Below are 18,207 nucleotides of genomic sequence, written 5' to 3' on the forward strand. Positions count from 1 at the left end.
GACGGTGAGGCCGGAGGACGGTGAGGCCGGAGGACGGTGAGGCCGGAGGACGGTGAGGCCGGAGGACGGTGAGGCCGGATGTCCGCACCCCGGGCAGCAGCGGCCCGACAAGAGCGCCCGGGGCCTGGCAGCCACCCAGTTCCTGGCGCCGACACGGCGACGGGCCCTGACGTCGTGCACCCGGGCGGGCTCGGCCTTGCGCCGGGCCCGCCCCGCCGGCTCCGCTCCGGAGCCGGACCGGTGTCACGTCGTCAGCGCTGCAGTGTCAGCAGGCCCGGTCGGTAGGGCCACAGGCCGTAGTCACCCCCGACGTTGGGGTCGCGTCCCTGGTAGAGGAACCGCAGGTTGCAGGGATCGACGGTGAAGGTCTGATCGGCGCTGGTGCGGATCAGTTCGCCGTGGCTGATGTCGTTGGTCCAGGTGGCGCCGCTGTTGGCCTTGCCGGCGAAGGGGTTGCTCTCGCTCGCGGCCTGGGGCGTCCACGAGCCGTTCAGACTGGTGGCCGTGAACGAGCGGAAGTAGCGGCCCTGCGAGCCGTCCGCCTCGACGATCATGAGGTAGCGGTCCTGGCCCTGGAGCTTGTAGACCTGAACGGCTTCGAACAGGTTGTTCGTCGTATCGCTCATGATCACGGTCGAGTTCGAGCCGAAACTGCCCGGGAAGTTCCCGATCGGCATGCTGGCCCGGTAGATCTTGCCGTTGTCACCGGCGAAGAACAGGTACATGTTCGTGCTGTCACCGATGAGGGTCTGGTCGATCGGTCCTGTTCCGGAGCCGGCGATGCTTCCGGAGAAGAGCACCTGTTGCGACGACCAGCCGTTGGGGTTGGTGGGGTCGCTCGACGTCCGGTAGGAGAAGGCGCTTCCGCCACCCCACTGGTAGGTGAGCACCCAGATGTTCTTCGGCGCGAAGTAGAAGAGCGTGGGCGCGACGGTGGACGTCGACATCGCGTTCTGACCGGCCGAGGCCATCTCCGACCAGTTGGTGAACGGGCTGAAGTTCATCGAGCCCCAGTTCTTCCCCGTGTCGTGGGTCGTCGCGTAGACGAGCTGCTTGCCGTTGTAGGGGGCGACGGTGAAATCCTTGAGCGAGGCCCATCCGGGCTTGGGCTGCGCCAGCGGGCCCGTGGACGTCCAGCGGTACGCCGACGGAAGATCGCACGGGCCGCCGGGGTTGCCGGCGCCGACCCGGACGAGCTGCCACTGCTGGTTGGTGCCGCCCCAGTCGTCGTACTGGACGATGTTCGCGTTGTCGGCGGTGGAGCCGCCTTGTACTTCCAGGGCCTTGTTGCTGTGTCGCGCGATCAACCTCACGTAGCCGTCCGAGCTGTCGGCCAGCCGCCACTGCTGATTCGTGCCGTTCGCGTCGGCCCACTGGACGATCGAGGCGCCGTTGGCCGTGGACTTGTTCTGGACGTCCAGCACCTTGCCGGAGTGTCGGGACTTGATGCGGTAGTAGCCGTCGCCCGAGTCGATGAACTGCCACTGCTGCTGATTCTGATCGTTCCGGGTCCACTGGGTGATGCGGGCGCCGTCATTCGTCGCCAGGTTGTAGACGTCCAGGGCCTTGCCGCTATTGCGGTTGACCAGCACGTACGAGGCGTTGGGGTCGACGGCCGTCGCCGCGCCAGCGGGCTGCACGCCGAGGAAGGTGACCAGGAGCAGCAAGGGCGTGAGGACGGCGAGCAGGCGTCGTCTCAGGTGGACCGGGGATGGATGGCGGGACCACATCAGAAGGGCTCCTTCGGGGGGTGGGGGCGGGGTGACCCCGACGGACCGCGGGGCGGACGCGTCGAGGGGTCGGGGACGGGATAGGTGTGGAGTCGGCCGCACATGCCGAAGCGTTGGTGCTCCGGGCACTCCAGCCGTGACACTTCGCCGTGGTCGAGGTGGGAGAGGTCTCCGGCCTTCAGCCGTTCCAGCTGACGGCCGGTCGTGACGGCCGCGGCGAGGGCGCCGTCACGCCAGCGGATCCGCCAGGCGTCCAGGAGCTCGCTCTTCAGGCGGTGGGCCGCGATGTGGAACTCCCGCAGCCCGCCTTCGCGCAAGGCCAGGAAACCCTCCAGCGCCAGGTCGCGGCGGCGGCGCGCTGCCGCGGAACGGTCGCCGCTCAGGCCGGCCGCCCTGCGGTAGGCGTGGGGATCGGCCAGCACGGGAGCGGGGAAGGTGAAGACGGCGTCGCCCGCCTCGGGGAGTCCGCCGTTCTGCATGAGCACCACGAGGCGCAGGCCGCCGTCGTTGACGAGGCGGTGGATCGTGCCGGGGGTGAACCAGACGACGTCGCCGGGGTGCAGCGGGGTCTCGTCGAAACCGGAGGTGGTGAGGGTCTGAACGCTGCCCGCGCCGTCGATGACGACGTAGGCCTCGGAGCAGACGAGGTGCATGTGGGGCGTGCCGCCGCACAGCCCGTCGGCGGCCTCCCAGTCGTAGACGGTCAATCCGGATATCCCCACGCCCCCGGGGAGCGGGGTCACCACGGGTGTTCCGCGATGTGGCGGGACAGGCGCCCGGGGGTCCATGCGCCGTCGGCCACGACGATCCGGTAGCGGCGCGACAGGGTGTCGCCGGGGGCCAGTGGCAGTTCCTTGTCGAAGGCCAGGGACGGGTTGACGGCGGGGATGGGCTCACTGCGGACGAACCAGTGGCCGGGGGCGTCGGGATCGTCCAGGAACAGCAGCGTGGAGGAGCGGTCGACCTCGTCGTGCGCGCCCATGAAGGCCAGCCAGTCGCCCTGCTCGCCCATCGCGGGGCCGATCACTTTGCCGCCGGTGAACTCGCGCGGGCCGCGCCAGAACAGGCCGGAGTATCCGGCGAGCTCTCTGCCCTGGGTGCCGGGGCTGCCGAACATCAGACCGCTGTCGCGGACGTTGGTCAGCGAGGTGGTGACGTCCAGGGTCCAGAAGTCGGCCCCGACGTCGTGTGCGGTCAGCGTGCGGCGCTCGTCGATCCAGTGCTCCCCCGCCATCGTGTGCCAGGCCAGGGCTTCGGTGATCACGGCGCGGCCGTGGCCCGTTTCGGCGGACACGGTGAGGCTGCGCATCGTGCCGAGGTTCGGCAGGTCCACGTAGCCCTGGCCGCGCAGGTAGGTGCCGCCGCCCCAGAAGTTCTGTCCCGACAGCCACGACGCCGTGATCTGGATGCCCTTGTGCCACCGGTGGTCGTGCGGCCGGTACCCGGTGACCACGTCGCCGGCGAGCGTGCGCACCGGATGCAGGTAGGGCTTCGGGGCCTCGAAGGGGTCCATGACCGGCCGGTGCACGTACCGGAAGAGGTCGATGTCGCGAGCCCGGACGGTCAGCGAGTCCTCGTTCTCGAGGAATTCGAACGTCACCGGAACACCCCCGGGCGCCCTCCGTTGAGCGAGCCGTAGAACGGGTCGGCCGCGTCGATCTCTCCGCGCCGGACCGGCCGGCCGGTGATCGCGGCCTTGTACAAGGCGGTGACCAGTTCCATGGTGGGCCTGCCGAGGTCGGGCCGGGTCCCCGCCTCGTAGTCGTCCAGGAAGGCCGCGAGTTGGGCGGTGTGCGAGCTGGGCACGTCGTCCGGCGGCTCCCACTTCACGTCCGGCGACCTCGTGGTGAAGGTCCAGTCCGCGTTGGAGTAGCCGTACAGGTGCCGCAGCTCTACCGTGGCGTCGGTGAGGTCGAAGCGCAGGTAACTCTCCTCGCGTGGGGAAAGGACGCTGTTGAGAGCCGTCGCGATGGCTCCGTTGTCGAACCGGACCAGGGCCGCGGACACGTCCTCGGTCTGGACTTCGCGCGCGAGGCGGCCGGCCATCGCGCGTACCTCGCTCCATTCGCCCAGCACTGCGAGCATCAGGTCCATCTGGTGGATGCCGTGCCCCAGGGTCGGGCCACCGCCCTCCTTCTCCCAGGTGCCGCGCCAGGGCACGTCGTAGTAGGCGTCGTCGCGGTGCCACGCCGTGACGCACTGCGCGACGAGCGGACGGCCCAGGGTCCCGGCCGCGATCCGCTCGCGCAGGTACCGGGCCCCCGAGCCGAACCTGTGCTGGAACACCGCGCCCGCGCGGGCGGGCCCTTCGGCGCGGCGGATCCGGTCGAGCTCGGCCAGCGACAGGGCCACCGGCTTCTCGCACCACACCCACGCCTGCGACTCCAGGCAGGCCACGGCCTGTTCGGCGTGCAGGAACGGAGGCGTGCACAGGTGCACCACGTCCGGACTCTGCTCCTCGAGCATCGTGTGCAGGTCGGTGTAGACCGCGGGGATGCCGTGTTCGGCCGCGAACTCCTCGGCGCGCGCGGCGTCCACGTCGACGGCTGCCACGATCCGGGCCCGGTGCGCCTGCGCGCGGAGGGCCGGAACGTGGCAGATGCCCGCGATCCCGCCGGTTCCGACGATCGCCGTCCTGATCATCCGCCCAGCACCTCCTTGATCGAGTGGTAGGCGGGCTTGGGAAGCAGGTTCTCGTCGTACGGCAGCGCTGCGCCCTCGCCGGGGAAGACGGAGGGGATCCACGAGTACTTGTCCGTGTAGTCCCAGATGGTGACGCCGACGCACTTCTTGACCGCCAGGCAGGCCTTGACGTAGTCGGCGTACCAGGTGGCCTGGGTGGCGAGCTTTTCCGGGGTCGCGGGGAGGGCCATCCGGATGTCGAGCTCGGTGACCGCGACGTCGACCCCGAGGTCGGCGAAGCGCTGCATGTTCTGCTGGACGTCGCCGGGGAAGCCGTACTGGAGCGCCAGGTGGCCCTGGATGCCGAAGCCCTCCACCGGGACCCCGTCGGCCTTCAACTGCTTGATCAGGGTGTAGTAGGCGTCGCTCTTGGGGCCTATGCCGTCGACGTTGTAGTCGTTGAGGTACAGCTTGGCGTGCCGGTCGGCCTCGTGGGCCCAGCGCAGGGCGTCGGCGATGTAGCCGGGGCCGAGCGTCTTGTAGAAGAGCGATTCGCGGTAGGTGCCGTCATCGTTGAAGGCCTCGTTGACCACGTCCCACTGGATCACCTGGCCCTTGAAGTGCCGGACCTCCGTCTGGATGTGGTTCTTGAGGATGGCGCGCAGCTCGTCGGCGCTCCAGGTGCCCTCGGTGAGCCAGGCGGGGAGCTGGTTGTGCCAGATGAGGGTGTGGCCGCGGACCTTCTGGTGGTGGGCCTTGGCGAACGAGACGACCTTGTCGGCGTCGGTGAAGTCGAAGACTCCGCGCTCGGGCTCGGTGGCGTACCACTTCATGGCGTTGCCGGGGGTGGTCTGGCCGAATTCGCTGCCGAGGAGCTTCAGGTAGGCGGCGTCGGTGAACTCGGGGTTGTCGGTGGCGGAGCCGAAGTACTTGTGGTGCTTCGCGGCCAGTTCGCCGAGCGTCCTGGGACGGGGCTCGGCGGCCGCCGGCGCAGCGGCGAGGCCGGCCGAAAGGCAGACGGCGGCGGACAGGGCGGTGAGGATCCGGGACACGGGAGCGGACAGGTGAAGGGACATGGCGGGTTACTCCTCGGGGTGCGGGCGGTTCAGTCGAGGACGATCGTGGTCAGCGCGCGCGGGGCGAGCGTCGCCGTGAGGGCCGTGCCGTGTGTGGACACGATGTCGGCCGGGGTGATCGAACGGGTCCCGTCGGTGACGTAGCCGTCGGGGTGCCGGTCGTGGCCGCCGCGAAGGGAGAACTCGGCGGAGCTTTCGGTGGTCGCGGTGTTGAGGATTTCGATCACGCGGCTGCCGTCGGTGTTGCGGAAGGCCGTGATCTGCAGTGCCGGGTCGGCGTTCGTGACCGGCACGCGGACGGCGCCGGGGCGGATGAAGCGGCTGAAGGCGGCCAGGGCCCAGTACCGCTTGGACACCCGGTAGTCGTCACCGGGGTTGGCGAGCTGGATGAGTCCCCGGGTCGCGCCGAGGGACGCGCCGGTCCAGTAGACGTAGGCGCTGGCGTTGCCGACGGTCAGGGTGTTCTGGATGTCGGCGGCGACAGCGAGACCGTCGTAGCCGGTGCCGTCGTCCCAGTTCTCGTTCCAGGTGGCGCCGTCCGGAGACCATTCCGACATCCACACGGGCTTGTCGGTCGGCTGCGGGACCCCGGTGGGACCGCTGTAGCGGTGGCCGGTGACGGTCCGCACGGACTTGGCGGCGGCGGGGTCCGCCTCGATGGCCTCGGTGTAGGCGACCTGACGGTCCCAGCCCGCGGCGTCGCAGCAGACCAGCCCGGTCTTCAGTCCGGATGCGCGGACGGTCGGCCCGAGCACCTTGAGGAAGTCGACGGCCTGCTGCGGGGTGAACCGCATCGAGGCGTAGGTCGCCGTCCAGTCGGGTTCGTTGGTGAATCCCAGGTCGGTGATCCCGATGCCTTCCTGGCGGTAGAACTTCGCGTACTGCACGAGGTAGTTCGCGTAGGCCTGACGCCATTCGGGCCGCAGCTCGCCGCCGTTGTTCTCGCTCCCGTTGGTCTTCATGAAGGCCGGGGCGCTCCAGGCGTCGGCGTAGAACCGTTTGACGCCGTAGGACTTGGCCTCCTTGGCGAGCCAGACCTGGCCGCCGTCCCAGCCGTCCCAGACGTACTTCGGCGTGGCGTCCGGCCCGCCGGGATCGGCCGGCAGGATCGTCGGCATGTGGTCGTAGACCTTGTCGGTCGACGACCCGATGCCCAGGCGCAGGATCGAAAGGCCCGCGCCCTTGTCCTTGCTGAGCAGCAGGTCGAGCACTTCGCGCTGCTTGGCCGGGCTGAGGCCGCGCGCGCCGTGGAGCAGGTCGGCCCGCTGGAAGGCCATCGAAAAGCCGAATCCGTCTATGGGCTGGAGCGCCGTGCGGAAGTCGATGGCGCTGCCGCTTCGCTCGGGGGCGGGGGCGGGGGCGGCCACGGCCTGTGATGTTAACGCTAACAAAAGTGGGACTGCCAGTGCGATCAGACGCTTCACAATGTCTCCTCGGGGGTGGAGGTCGCGCGGGACGGGTCAGCCCTTGGTGGCGCCCGCCGTGAGGCCGCCGATCAACTGCCGCTCGGCGACGGCGTAGAACGCGAGGGCGGGGACCATGGCGAGCACGATGTAGGCGAGGACGAGCGCGTAGTCGGTCGAGTACTGGCCCTGGAACTGCTGGACTCCGACCGGGATCGTCTGCCATTTCGGGTCGTTGAACACCAGCAGCGGCAGGAAGAAGTTGTTCCAGCTCGCGACGATCGCCAGCACCGACACCGTGCCGAGCGCCGGACGCGCCATCGGCAGCAGGATCTTCCAGAAGAACCGGAACTTGCCGCAGCCGTCCATGATCGCCGCCTCCTCGACCTCCGCCGGGATGGTCCGGAAGAAGCCGCGCAGGATGATGATCGTCATGGGGAGCCCGAAGGCCGCCTGCGGGAGGATCACTCCCAGCGGGTTGTCGAGCAGGTCGAAGTTGCGCAGCAGCAGGAACAAGGGCAGGACGGCCACTGCGAACGGGAACATGAGCCCGATCGTGAACAGCGTGTAGAAGAGCTCCCTGCCCCGGAAGGCGTAGCGGGCCAGTACGAACGCCGCCATCGCGGAAGCCGCCACCGTGCAGCACGTCGTGCCGATCGCGATGCCCGCGCTGTTGGCGATCTGCCGCCAGAACATTCCGTCACCGAGGATGCCGGTGTAGTTGCCGGTCTTCCAGTGTTCGGGCAGCCCGAACGGGTTGGTCGTCAGCTCGCCGGTGCTCTTGAACCCGGAGATCACCGCGTAGACCAGCGGCACGACGACGAACGCGCCGATCAGCCAGACCACGGCGTGCAGCGACAGGCCGCGTGCCGTCCTGCGTGCGTTCATCGGCCACCTCCCGAGGTGACGGCCCCGCTCAGGTCACGGCGGAGCACGTAGCGCTGGTAGAAGAGGGAGAAGACCAGGCTGATCATGAACATCACCACGCTGATCGCACTGGCATAGCCGACCTGGTAGCGCTTGAACCCGAACTGGAACATCGAGATCGCCATCGTCTCGGAGGAGTGGTTGGGCCCGCCCGCGGTCATGACCCAGACCAGGTCGAAGAGCTGGATGGCCCCGATGATCGAAAGGAAGGCGCTGATCCGGATCGTCGGGCCGAGCAGCGGCAGCGTCACGTGCCGGAAGCGCTGCCATGCGCCCGCGCCGTCGATGGAGGCGGCTTCGAGGACCTCGCCCGGAATGCTCTGCAGTCCGGCGAGGAAGAGCATCATGTGGAAGCCGAAGTACTTCCAGGTCATGACCACGAACAGGGTCGACATTACCGTCGAGGGATCGGCGAGCCACTTCCCCTGCAGCCCCTCCAGGCCGAGGGCGCCGGCGAGATGGTCCGCCATGCCGGCACCGGGAAGGAAGATCATCGTGAAGAGGACCGCCGTGACCACCTCGGACAGGATGTACGGCGCGAAGAACAGCATCCGGTAGACGGCCCGGCCGCGCAGCCGCTGGTTGAGCAGGACCGCGGTGAACAGCGCGAAGGGCAACTGCACCGTGATCGACAGGGCGATCAGGTACAGCCCGCGCTTCAGATCGCCGAGGAAGACCTGATCGCGGAAGAGCGCGGCGTAGTTCCCGAAGCCGATGAAGTCGTCCAGGGGGCCGATCCCGCCCCACTTGAAGAAGCCGGTGTAGACGGCGACGACGATCGGGGCGAGGACGAAGACGAGGAAGAGGACCAGAGCCGGGACGAGGAACCAGGCGACCGACGCCCAGCTTCCCAACCCGCGCAGGAGCGACCGTGCCGGGGCTGGCGGGAGCGCCGGCACGGCGTCCTTCGTCCGCTCCTCGGTCAGGGTGGACACGGAGCTAGGCACCCTTCGCAGCCTCGGTGATCGACTTGGTGACCTGCTCGGGCGTCTTCTTGCCCGCGATGAGGTCGGCGACGCTGTCGTTGACCTCCTGGCCGACCGCGGGCGGGTAGGCCTGGTCGAGGAAGAGCTGGAAGCCCGTCGCCTTGACCAGGCTGTCGGCCACCACCTTTCTGTTGGGCTCGGTGAGCTGGCTCTCCGCGCCCTTGACCACCGGCAGGTAGCCGTTGGAGGCCAGCAGCTTGGACTCGTTCTCCAGCACGAAGAACTTCAGGAAGTCCAGCGCCTCCTTCGGGGCGCCCTTGCGCAGCGCGAAGCCGCCGCCACCGCCGAACACCTCGGTGGCCTGGCCGACACCGCCGTCGACCGTCGGGAAGGGGAAGAAGCCCAGGTCCGCTCCGAGGTCCGCGCCCGCGTCCTTCTGCACCGACGGCGCCCACTGCCCCATCAGCTCCATGGCGGCCTTGCCGTTGCCCATGGTCGCGGCCTGGCCGCCGGGGGCGGAGTAGCCGGCGCCGAGGAAGCCCGTCTGGAACGGCTGGAGGTCGACCAGCTCCTTGAGGTGGGTGCCCGCCTGGACGAAGCCGGCGCCAGTGAAGTCCTTGGTGGTCGCGGCCTGCTGCAGCGCGGGGAGGCCAGCGACGCGCATCGCGAGGTAGGCCCAGTAGTAGTGGCCCGGCCATTTCTCCTTTCCCGCGAGGGCGATCGGAGTGACGCCCGCCGCCTTGAGCTTCTTGACGTCTTCGAGGAACTCGGCCCAGGTGGCCGGCGGAGCGGTGATCCCGGCCTGGGCGAAGAGCTTTTTGTTGTACCAGAAACCGACCATGCCGACGTCGTAGGGCACCCCGTAGGTCCGGCCCTCGAACTGATAGGCCTGCAGCGAGACCGGGGTGAGGTCGGACGACCACCCGAACTCCTCGGTGAGGTCCTCGACCAGCCCCGCGTCGATCTGCTGCCGCAGAACGCCGCCGCCCCAGGTCTGGAAGACGTCGGGGAGCTTGCCCGACGAAGTGTTGGCCGTCAGCTTGGACTTGAAGGCCTCGTTCTCCAACGAGGTCGTGTTGATCGTGATGTTCGGGTGAGCGGTCGTGAACGCCGAGGAGATCTGCGGGAACAGGGACTTGCCCGGTTCCGTCGTGGCGATGTTCCACCACGCGAAGGTCACCTTGCCGTCGGCCGCCGACCCCGAGCCGGAGCCCCCGCCGCCGCAGGCCGCGGTGAGCGAGACGGACAGTGCGGTCAGGCCCGAGAGCGCGAGGAAGCTTCGTCGACTCGGGGGTGTGCTGGCCATGGGACCTCCGGGGTGGTGAATGCCGGTTCAGTTCGAAAATGTTTCGTAACATTCTCGAATTCGTGCTGCCACAAACTAGGAACGTGAAGCCCCCCGGTCAAGCCTTCTCACCGAATTTCCGTCCGCAGTAGCCCACTTATGGCTTGACAACCAGGTCACGCCGACCGGAAACTCTTCGAAAGTTTGCGATACCTGTCGCTAACTCAAGGCGTCCTCAAGGCGTCCGCGCGGAGGAGAGAAGTTGAGCGAGCAGCGCCCGACCCTGGCCGTCATCGCCGCTGAGGCGGGGGTCTCACAGGCCACCGTGTCCAAGGTGGTCAACGGCCGCTCCGACGTCGCACCCGCGACACGCGAACGGATCGAGGGCCTGCTGCGCTCCCACAACTACCTCCACCCCGGCGCGCAGGCCAGGGCCCGCAGGTCCGGCCTGGTCGACCTGATCATCGGCGGGCTGGACAGCGCCTGGGCAGTGGAAATACTGCGCGGCGTCGAAGCCGAGTGCGCCCAGCGGAGCGTCGGCACCGTCGTGTCGCTCGTCCCGCCGGGCGAGGCCACGCCTTCGAGCTGGGCGGCGCTGCCGGTCCTGCACCACAGCGACGGCGTCATCCTCGTCACCGCCTCGGTCACCCAGGCCCAGCGCGCCCAGGTCGAACAGGCTGGGGTGGCACTCGTCGTCATCGACCCGATCGACCTGCCGGGCAACGGTGTGCCGAGCATCGGCGCGACCAACTGGGCGGGCGGCCTCGCCGCCACGGAACACCTGCTGGAGCTGGGGCACCGCCGGATCGCCGCGATCGGCGGGCGCAAGGAGATGCTCTGCAGCCAGGCCCGCATCGACGGGTACCGCGCCGCGCTGGAGCGGGCCGGGATCGAGGTCGACCGCGGCCTGATCCGGTTCGGCGACTTCCAGCACGAGGGCGGGTTCCAGCGCGCCCGGGAACTGCTCGCCCTCCCCGAGCCGCCGACCGCCATCTTCGCCGGCAGCGACCAGCAGGCGATGGGCGTCTACGAAGCCGCCCGCCAGAGCGGACTGAGCATCCCGCAGGACCTCAGCGTGGTCGGCTTCGACGACCTGCCGATGTGCGACTGGCTGTCCCCGCCGCTGACGACGGTGCGCCAGCCGCTGGAGGAGATGGGCCGGCTCGCCGCCCGCACGCTCTTCCAGCTCCTGGACGGCCAGCCCCTGGTCAGCCCCCGGATGGAGCTCTCGACCGAGCTCAAGGTCCGCCTCTCCACCGCCCCGCCCCGTTCCTAGCGCCGTAACCGGAAAGGTCCACCGGGTCGCGGCGCCCGGCACGGCACCTTTCCATCGCACCGAACACCGCGCCCCGGCAAACCTTCCCGGCCACAGCACTAGGAGTCTTCCTTGACCGAGCCCTGGCGTGACCCCCTCCTGCCCGTGCCCCTACGAGTCGCCGATCTGCTGAAACGGATGACGCTGGAGGAGAAGGCGGGTCAGCTCGCCGGCTTCTGGGCGCTGCCCTCGGATCCGGGCGCACCCGTCGCGCCGATGGAGGACGATTCCGGGGAGTCCGCGCCCGGCCTCGACGACATCGTCGCCCACGGCCTCGGCCAGCTCACCCGGGTGTACGGCACCGCGCCCATCACCGCGGAGGCCGGGATGGAACGGCTCGCCTCGCTCCAGCGGCAGGTGACCGGATCCGGCCGGTTCGGGATACCGGCGGTCGCTCACGAAGAGTGCCTGACCGGGTTCATGACGTTCGGGGCGACGGTCTTCCCCGGGCCGCTGGCCTGGGGCGCCTCCTTCGATCCCGGGCTAGTGCGCCAGATGGCCGCCGCCATCGGCGCGGGGATGCGGCGGGTCGGCGTCCACCAGGGGCTGGCCCCGGTGCTCGACGTGGTCCGCGACTACCGGTGGGGCAGGACCGAGGAGTGCATCGGTGAGGACCCCTATCTCGTCGGAGCGATCGGCACCGCCTATGTGCAGGGCCTGGAGGGCGCCGGGATCGTGGCGACCCTCAAGCACTTCGCCGGGTACTCGGCCTCGCGCGGCGGCCGGAACATGGCCCCCGTCGCCTCGGGACCGCGCGAGTTCGCCGACGTACTGGTCGAGCCCTTCGTACGGGCACTGCGCGAGGGGGGAGCCCGGTCGGTGATGAACAGTTACACCGACGTGGACGGCGTCCCGGTGGCCGCCGACGAGCGGCTGCTGACCGAGCTGCTCAGGGGTGAGCTGGGTTTCAGCGGTGTGGTCGTCGCCGACTACTACGCCGTCTCCTTCCTGGAGACCCGGCACGGGGTCACCGGATCGCGGGGCGCGGCCGGCGCGCTGGCGCTGACCGCCGGGATCGACGTCGAACTGCCCACGGCCCGGTGCTACGGCGAGCCGCTGACCGAGCTCGTGCGGGCGGGAACCGTGTCCGAGGAGCTCATCGACCGGGCCGCGGAACGGGTCCTGCTCCAGAAGGCCGAGCTCGGCCTGCTCGACCCCGGCTGGGAGCCCGTCAAGCCCGAGCCGGTCGACCTCGACCCGCCGGAGAACCGGGCACTGGCCAGGCTCCTGGCCGAAAGGTCCACCGTGCTGCTCGCCAACGACGGCATCCTGCCGCTGCGGCCGTGCCGGGTCGCGATCAGCGGGCCTTACGCCGACGACCCCCAGTCCTTCCTCGGCTGCTACTCCTTCCCCAACCACGTCGCGCTGCCAGGCGACCTCGGGCTGGAGATCCCGACGCTCGGCGAGGCGCTCACCGCCGCCGGGTTCACGGTCACCGCGGACGATCCGGACGTGAACCTGCTGGTGCTCGGGGACCGGGCCGGCATGTTCGGCCGGGGCACCTCCGGAGAGGGCTGCGACGCCGAAACCCTCGACCTGCCCGGCGACCAGGCCGCACTCGCCTCCACCGTTCTGGACTCCGGGGTGCCGACCGTCCTGGTCCTCGTCTCCGGACGGCCCTACGCGCTCGGCACGCTGGCCGAGCACGCATCGGCCGTGGTGCAGGCCTTCTTCCCCGGCGAGGAGGGCGGGACGGCGCTGGCCCGGATCATCAGCGGCGCCGCGGAACCGTCCGGGCGGCTGCCCGTCTCCATCCCCCGCCAGGTCGGCGGCCAGCCCGGCACCTACCTGCACGGCAGGCTCGGCGGGCACACCGACTGGAGCTCGGTGGACCCCACCCCGCTGTTCCCGTTCGGACACGGGCTGAGCTGGACCACCTTCACCTGCTCGGAGCTCTCCGTGGATCCGGTCGCCGCGACGGACGGCGCCGTCGCCGTGTCGGTCACCGTACGCAACGTCGGCGAGGTGGCCGGGACCGAGGTGGTCCAGCTGTACCTCTCCGACCCCGTGGCCTCCGTCGTCCGGCCGCAGCGGTGGCTCGCCGGATTCGCCAGGGTCGAACTGGGGCCGGGCGCGGCCGCCCGGATCACCTTCTCCGTCCATGCCGACCGGACCTCCTTCACCGGGCTCGACCTGCGCAGAAGAGTGGAGCCCGGGGAGATCGGCGTGGCCGTCGGACGGTCCAGCGGCGATCTTCCGCTCCAGGGCTCCTTCACCCTGGAGGGTCCCGTACGTCACCCGGCGGCCGACCGGGTGCTGTCCGTGCCGGTCGAGATCGTGCCGGTTTCATGACCGCGTTCTTCGATGATCCCGTCTTCGGTGAGCCCGTGCTGCCCGGGTTCCGGCCCGATCCGTCCGTCTGCCGGGTGGGAACGGACTACTACCTGGTGACGTCCAGCTTCGAATGGTTCCCGGGCCTTCCCGTCTTCCACAGCCGCGACCTCATGAACTGGCGGCGCATCGGCTCCGCGCTCGACCGGCCGTCCCAGCTCGACCTCGACGGGTGCGAGCCCTCCCGGGGCCTGTTCGCGCCGACGATCCGGCACCATGACGGGGTCTTCCACCTCGTCTGCACGCTGATGGACGGCCCCGGCCATTTCGTCGTCACCGCGACCGACCCGGCGGGGCCGTGGTCGGAGCCGCACTGGCTGGAGGGCGAGGGCTTCGACCCGTCGCTGTTCTTCGACGACGGGCCGGACGACGACGATGGGCACGGGGACGGCAACGGCAACGGCAACGGCAACGGCAACGGCAACGGCAACGCCAACGGCGACGGCCGGGCCTGGTTCACCGCCGCACGAGTCGTGGACGTAGCCGCGGGCCGCACCGAGATCTGGATGCGCGAATACCTTCCCCGGGAACGACGGCTGACCGGCCCCGAGTACGTCCTGTGGTCGGGAACCCACCCCGGCGCCCGATGGTCGGAAGCCCCGCACCTGTACAAGACCGGCGGCACCTATCTACTGGTCACCGCCGAGGGCGGCACCGATGTGGACCACAGCGTGGTGGCCGCCCGCGCCGACCGCGTGACCGGCCCCTACGAGGGCGCCCCCGGCAATCCGGTGCTCCCGCCCGCCAAGGGCCCGGTCACCTGCACCGGGCACGCCGACCTCGTACAGACCCCGAACCGCGACTGGCGGGCCGTCCTCCTGGGCGTCCGCCGCGGCTCCGCCCTCGGCCGCGAGACCTTCCTCAGCCGGATCACCTGGGACGCGGGCTGGCCGGTCTTCTCCCCCGTCGCCCACACCGACCCACGCCGCCCCGTCCACGACGACTTCGCCACGCTCTCCCCGGACTGGAGCAGCCTGCGCACACCGCCCGAGCGGTTCTGGACCACCGGCGACGGGCTCCGCCTCCAGCTCCGACCCGAACGCCTCGGCGACCGCACCACCCCGTCCCTCCTGGCCCGACCCCAGGAACAGCCCGACTGCGACGTCTCCACCGAACTGCACTTCGCCCCCGCCGCGCCGGGCGAAGAGGCGGGCCTCGCCGTAGTCCTCGACGACGACACCCATCTCCTCTTCCTCCGCACCGCGGAAGGACTCAGCCTCCGCCGCGGAGCCGAGGTCCTGGCCGACGTGCCCGTCCCCCCGGGCCCCGTTCGCCTTGGGGTCCGCATCCGCGGCTTCAGCCACACCTTCGCCCACTCGGCACCGGACGGCGCCTGGCAGGACCTGACCACCGTCGAAGCCACCTTCCTCACTCCGCTGTTCACCAGCATCCAGCTCGGCCTCTATGCCACCTCCAACGGCCGCCCCTCCACCAACCAAGCCCACTTCGCGTGGTTCGACATCACGTACCCGAGCCCGATCCCGAGCCCGCAGGAACCGCCGGGCAGGCCCTGACGTCGCTGCTGCCGCGGCCAGGTGGCGGTCCGCGTCCGCCACCTGCCGGCTCGCACCTCACCTCCCGCCCAGCCGACCGCATTTGACCGCGGTGTAGGTGGCGCGTTGCACGCCACCGGAGCGGATCGGTCGCCCGGAGCAGCTGCGCGCGGTGCGCGGTGCGCGGGCCGGCCTTGTCGGCGCCGCCCGTCGAAAGTATTGACACGTCAATTGTGAGCGCTAACACTCATGCGCAGCAGGCGGCCGCCCCCACCGACCTCGCAGCCGCCGGTTGAAGCCCAACAGCCCTTGTGAGCGGCGTCCTTATCTCTCACGGACCATGGAGTTCGCCATGCCGGTTCCCCCCTTCAGCCGCCGCGCCATGATCAAGGCGACCGGCGTCGCGGCCGTAGCCGCGGCTGTCGGCCCCGTACTGAACACCGTCTCCGCCACGGCGCAGACGCCCCCGGTCGGATCCGACGTCGGAGTGTCGGCGTTCCCGTTCGACCTGGGTCAGGTCCAGCTCACCAGCAGCCGCTGGCTCGACAATCAGAACCGCACCCTGGCCTATCTCCGCTTCATCGACGTCGACCGCCTGCTGTACAACTTCCGCGCCAACCACCGGCTCTCCACCAACGCCGCGACCCCGACCGGAGGATGGGACGACCCGGCGTTCCCCTTCCGCACCCACGTGCAGGGCCACTTCCTCACGGCATGGGCACAGGCCTACGCCGCGGTCGGGGACACCACCTGCCGCGACAAGGCCGACCGCATGGTGGCCGAACTCGCCAAGTGCCAGGCCAACAACTCCACCGCGGGCTTCTCCGCCGGCTACCTGTCGGGCTTCCCCGAGGCCGACTTCACCAGCCTCGAAGCAGGCACGCTGACCAACGGCAACGTCCCGTACTACTGCGTCCACAAGACCATGGCCGGCCTGCTCGACGTATGGCGCCTCATCGGCAACACGCAGGCCCGCGACGTGCTCCTCGCGCTCGCCGGCTGGGTCGACCGGCGCACCGCCGCGCTCAGCCAGAGCAAGATGCAGTCGTTGTTGGGCGTCGAGTTCGGCGGCATGAACGAGGTGCTGGCCGACCTCCACCAACAGACCGGCGACGCACGCTGGCTGACCACCGCCCAGCGCTTCGACCATGCGGCGGTCTTCGACCCCCTCGCCGCGAACCTGGACCAACTGAACGGTCTGCACGCCAACACACAGGTACCCAAGTGGATCGGGGCCGTCCGCGAGTACAAGGCCACCGGGACGACCCGTTACCGCGACATCGCCGCCAACGCGTGGACGATCTGCACCACCTCGCACACCTACGCCATCGGCGGTAACAGCCAGGCGGAACACTTCCGGGCCCCGAACGCCATCTCCGGCTTCCTCGTCCCCGACACCTGCGAGCTCTGCAACTCCTACAACATGCTCAAGCTGACCCGAGAACTGTGGCAGCTGGACCCCGGCCGGGCGTCGTACTTCGACTTCTACGAGAAGGCGCTGCTCAACCACGTCATCGGCGCCCAGAACCCGGCCGACCCGCACGGGCACGTCACCTACTTCACCCCCCTCAACCCGGGCGGCCGCCGCGGCAAGGGCCCGGCGTGGGGCGGCGGCACCTGGAGCACCGACTACGACACGTTCTGGTGCTGCCAGGGAACGGGCGTCGAGTCCAACACCAAGCTGATGGACTCCGTCTACTTCCACGACGGCAGCACCACCCTCACCGTGAACCTGTTCCTCCCCTCCGTCCTGAACTGGACCCAGCGAGGCATCACCGTCACCCAGACCACCTCCTATCCGGCAGACGACACCACGACGCTCAAGGTCACCGGCGGCGCCGGCGGGACCTGGTCGATGCGCATCCGCATCCCCGGATGGACCTCGGGCGCCACCGTCAGCGTCAACGGCGTCGCCCAGAGCGTCACGGCCAGTCCGGGCACCTACGCCACGCTCACCCGGGCCTGGGCCTCCGGCGACACCGTCACCGTGAAACTCCCCATGCGCGTGGCCCTCCAGGCCTCCAACGACAACCCCGGTGTCGCGGCGATCACCTACGGCCCCGCCGTCCTCGCCGGCAACTACGGCAGCACCACCCTGTCCTCCCTCCCGGCCCTGGACCCCTCCTCGATCACCCGGACCAGCAGCACCGCCCTCGCGTTCGCGGCCACCGCCAACGGAACGAAGGTCGAACTCGGCCCGTTCCACGACGCCCAGGGCTTCAACTACACCGTCTACTGGCGGACCGACAGCCCCGGCTTCCGTCTCGTGAACGCGGCCAGCGGACTCGTCCTCGGCATCCGGGACATGTCCACCGCCGACGGGGGCCCCGCCCTGCAGTGGACCGACTCCGGCACCGCCGACCACGACTGGCTCCTCCTCGTCGACGGCACCGCACTGCGGCTGCGCAACCTCAACAGCGGAAAGGTCCTCGGCGTGAAGGACATGTCCACCGCCGACAACGCCCCGGTCCTCCAGTGGTCCGACACCGGCACCGCCGACCACCGGTGGACCGTCGTAGACGCCGGCAACGGCTACCACAAGCTTCGCAACGTCCACACCGGCAAGCTGCTCGGCATCGAAGGCGGCTCCACCGCCAACGGCGCCGCGGCCGTACAGGTGCCCGACACCGGCGCCCCCGCCGGCCAGTGGCAGTTCGTCCCCGACGGCGCCAGGCGCATCCAGAACGTCGCCAGCGGGCGGGTCCTCGGTGTGCAGGACATGTCCACCGCCGACGGCGGCCTCGCCATCCAGTGGGACGACAACGGCACCGCCGACCATCTCTGGACGGCCGTCGTCGACACCGGCGGTCACCTGCGCCTGCGCAACTCCCACAGCGGCAAGGTCCTCGCCGTGGAGAACGGCGGCACGGCCAACGGCGCCCGGATCGTCCAGTGGGCGGACAACGGCGCCGCGGACCACCGGTGGCGCCTGCGCCACGGCGGCGGCGACACCTTCAGGATCCAGTGCGCCAACAGCGGCCGCGTCCTCGGCGTCTCCGGCGCCTCCACCGCCCAGGGAGCACAGACCGTCCTCTGGGACGACAACGGCACCAACGACCACCTGTGGCGATTCATCTGACCCTGCCGCAAGCGCCCGCC

At 69.9% G+C, this 18,207-nt stretch carries 13 protein-coding genes; 4 read left to right on the top strand and 9 right to left on the bottom strand.

Annotated features, from left to right (window positions below; all coding sequences use genetic code 11):
• Positions 1 to 251 precede the first annotated feature (251 nt).
• The 9 genes from OHU74_RS01160 to OHU74_RS01200 all read right to left on the bottom strand — a co-directional run bounded on the left by OHU74_RS01160 (position 252) and on the right by OHU74_RS01200 (position 9,990).
• Positions 252 to 1,730, bottom strand: a complete 1,479-nt coding sequence (locus OHU74_RS01160; RefSeq protein ID WP_371614109.1) for a non-reducing end alpha-L-arabinofuranosidase family hydrolase — start codon at positions 1,728 to 1,730, stop codon at positions 252 to 254.
• On the bottom strand, positions 1,730 to 2,518 hold the full coding sequence (locus OHU74_RS01165) for a cupin domain-containing protein (RefSeq protein ID WP_371614110.1): 789 nt from the start codon (positions 2,516 to 2,518) through the stop codon (positions 1,730 to 1,732). The genes OHU74_RS01160 and OHU74_RS01165 overlap by 1 nt, the downstream gene beginning before the upstream one ends.
• The gene (locus tag OHU74_RS01170) at positions 2,470 to 3,330 is read right to left on the bottom strand and encodes a PmoA family protein (RefSeq protein WP_371614111.1); all 861 of its coding nucleotides are present in this window, start codon (positions 3,328 to 3,330) and stop codon (positions 2,470 to 2,472) included. Before OHU74_RS01170 ends, OHU74_RS01165 begins: the two co-directional genes overlap by 49 nt.
• The gene (locus OHU74_RS01175; RefSeq protein ID WP_371614112.1) at positions 3,327 to 4,373 is read right to left on the bottom strand and encodes a Gfo/Idh/MocA family protein; all 1,047 of its coding nucleotides are present in this window, start codon (positions 4,371 to 4,373) and stop codon (positions 3,327 to 3,329) included. The genes OHU74_RS01170 and OHU74_RS01175 overlap by 4 nt, the downstream gene beginning before the upstream one ends.
• Positions 4,370 to 5,428, bottom strand: coding sequence for an endo-1,4-beta-xylanase (locus OHU74_RS01180; RefSeq protein ID WP_371614113.1), 1,059 nt, complete (start codon positions 5,426 to 5,428; stop codon positions 4,370 to 4,372). The genes OHU74_RS01175 and OHU74_RS01180 overlap by 4 nt, the downstream gene beginning before the upstream one ends.
• A 29-nt stretch (positions 5,429 to 5,457) precedes the next feature.
• A complete protein-coding gene (locus OHU74_RS01185; RefSeq protein ID WP_371614114.1) occupies positions 5,458 to 6,795 on the bottom strand; it encodes a glycoside hydrolase in 1,338 nt (445 codons plus the stop codon).
• Between the two features lie 93 nt (positions 6,796 to 6,888).
• Positions 6,889 to 7,719, bottom strand: coding sequence for a carbohydrate ABC transporter permease (locus OHU74_RS01190; RefSeq protein WP_330300575.1), 831 nt, complete (start codon positions 7,717 to 7,719; stop codon positions 6,889 to 6,891).
• Positions 7,716 to 8,705, bottom strand: coding sequence for a carbohydrate ABC transporter permease (locus tag OHU74_RS01195; protein WP_371614115.1), 990 nt, complete (start codon positions 8,703 to 8,705; stop codon positions 7,716 to 7,718). The genes OHU74_RS01190 and OHU74_RS01195 overlap by 4 nt, the downstream gene beginning before the upstream one ends.
• Positions 8,698 to 9,990: an extracellular solute-binding protein gene (locus OHU74_RS01200; protein ID WP_371614116.1), complete on the bottom strand. Its 1,293-nt coding sequence runs from the start codon at positions 9,988 to 9,990 to the stop codon at positions 8,698 to 8,700. Before OHU74_RS01200 ends, OHU74_RS01195 begins: the two co-directional genes overlap by 8 nt.
• A 241-nt stretch (positions 9,991 to 10,231) precedes the next feature.
• Between OHU74_RS01200 and OHU74_RS01205 the strand changes: the two genes are divergently transcribed.
• The 4 genes from OHU74_RS01205 to OHU74_RS01220 all read left to right on the top strand — a co-directional run bounded on the left by OHU74_RS01205 (position 10,232) and on the right by OHU74_RS01220 (position 18,187).
• The gene (locus OHU74_RS01205; RefSeq protein WP_371614117.1) at positions 10,232 to 11,245 is read left to right on the top strand and encodes a LacI family DNA-binding transcriptional regulator; all 1,014 of its coding nucleotides are present in this window, start codon (positions 10,232 to 10,234) and stop codon (positions 11,243 to 11,245) included.
• 111 nt (positions 11,246 to 11,356) lie between these two features.
• On the top strand, positions 11,357 to 13,576 hold the full coding sequence (locus tag OHU74_RS01210; protein ID WP_371614118.1) for a glycoside hydrolase family 3 N-terminal domain-containing protein: 2,220 nt from the start codon (positions 11,357 to 11,359) through the stop codon (positions 13,574 to 13,576).
• Positions 13,573 to 15,129, top strand: a complete 1,557-nt coding sequence (locus OHU74_RS01215) for a glycoside hydrolase family 43 protein (protein WP_371614119.1) — start codon at positions 13,573 to 13,575, stop codon at positions 15,127 to 15,129. The genes OHU74_RS01210 and OHU74_RS01215 overlap by 4 nt, the downstream gene beginning before the upstream one ends.
• A 331-nt stretch (positions 15,130 to 15,460) precedes the next feature.
• Positions 15,461 to 18,187, top strand: coding sequence for a beta-L-arabinofuranosidase domain-containing protein (locus tag OHU74_RS01220; RefSeq protein ID WP_371614120.1), 2,727 nt, complete (start codon positions 15,461 to 15,463; stop codon positions 18,185 to 18,187).
• Positions 18,188 to 18,207 lie beyond the last annotated feature (20 nt).

Source organism: Streptomyces sp. NBC_00454 (genome assembly GCF_041434015.1).
In the GTDB taxonomy this organism is placed as follows: domain Bacteria; phylum Actinomycetota; class Actinomycetes; order Streptomycetales; family Streptomycetaceae; genus Streptomyces.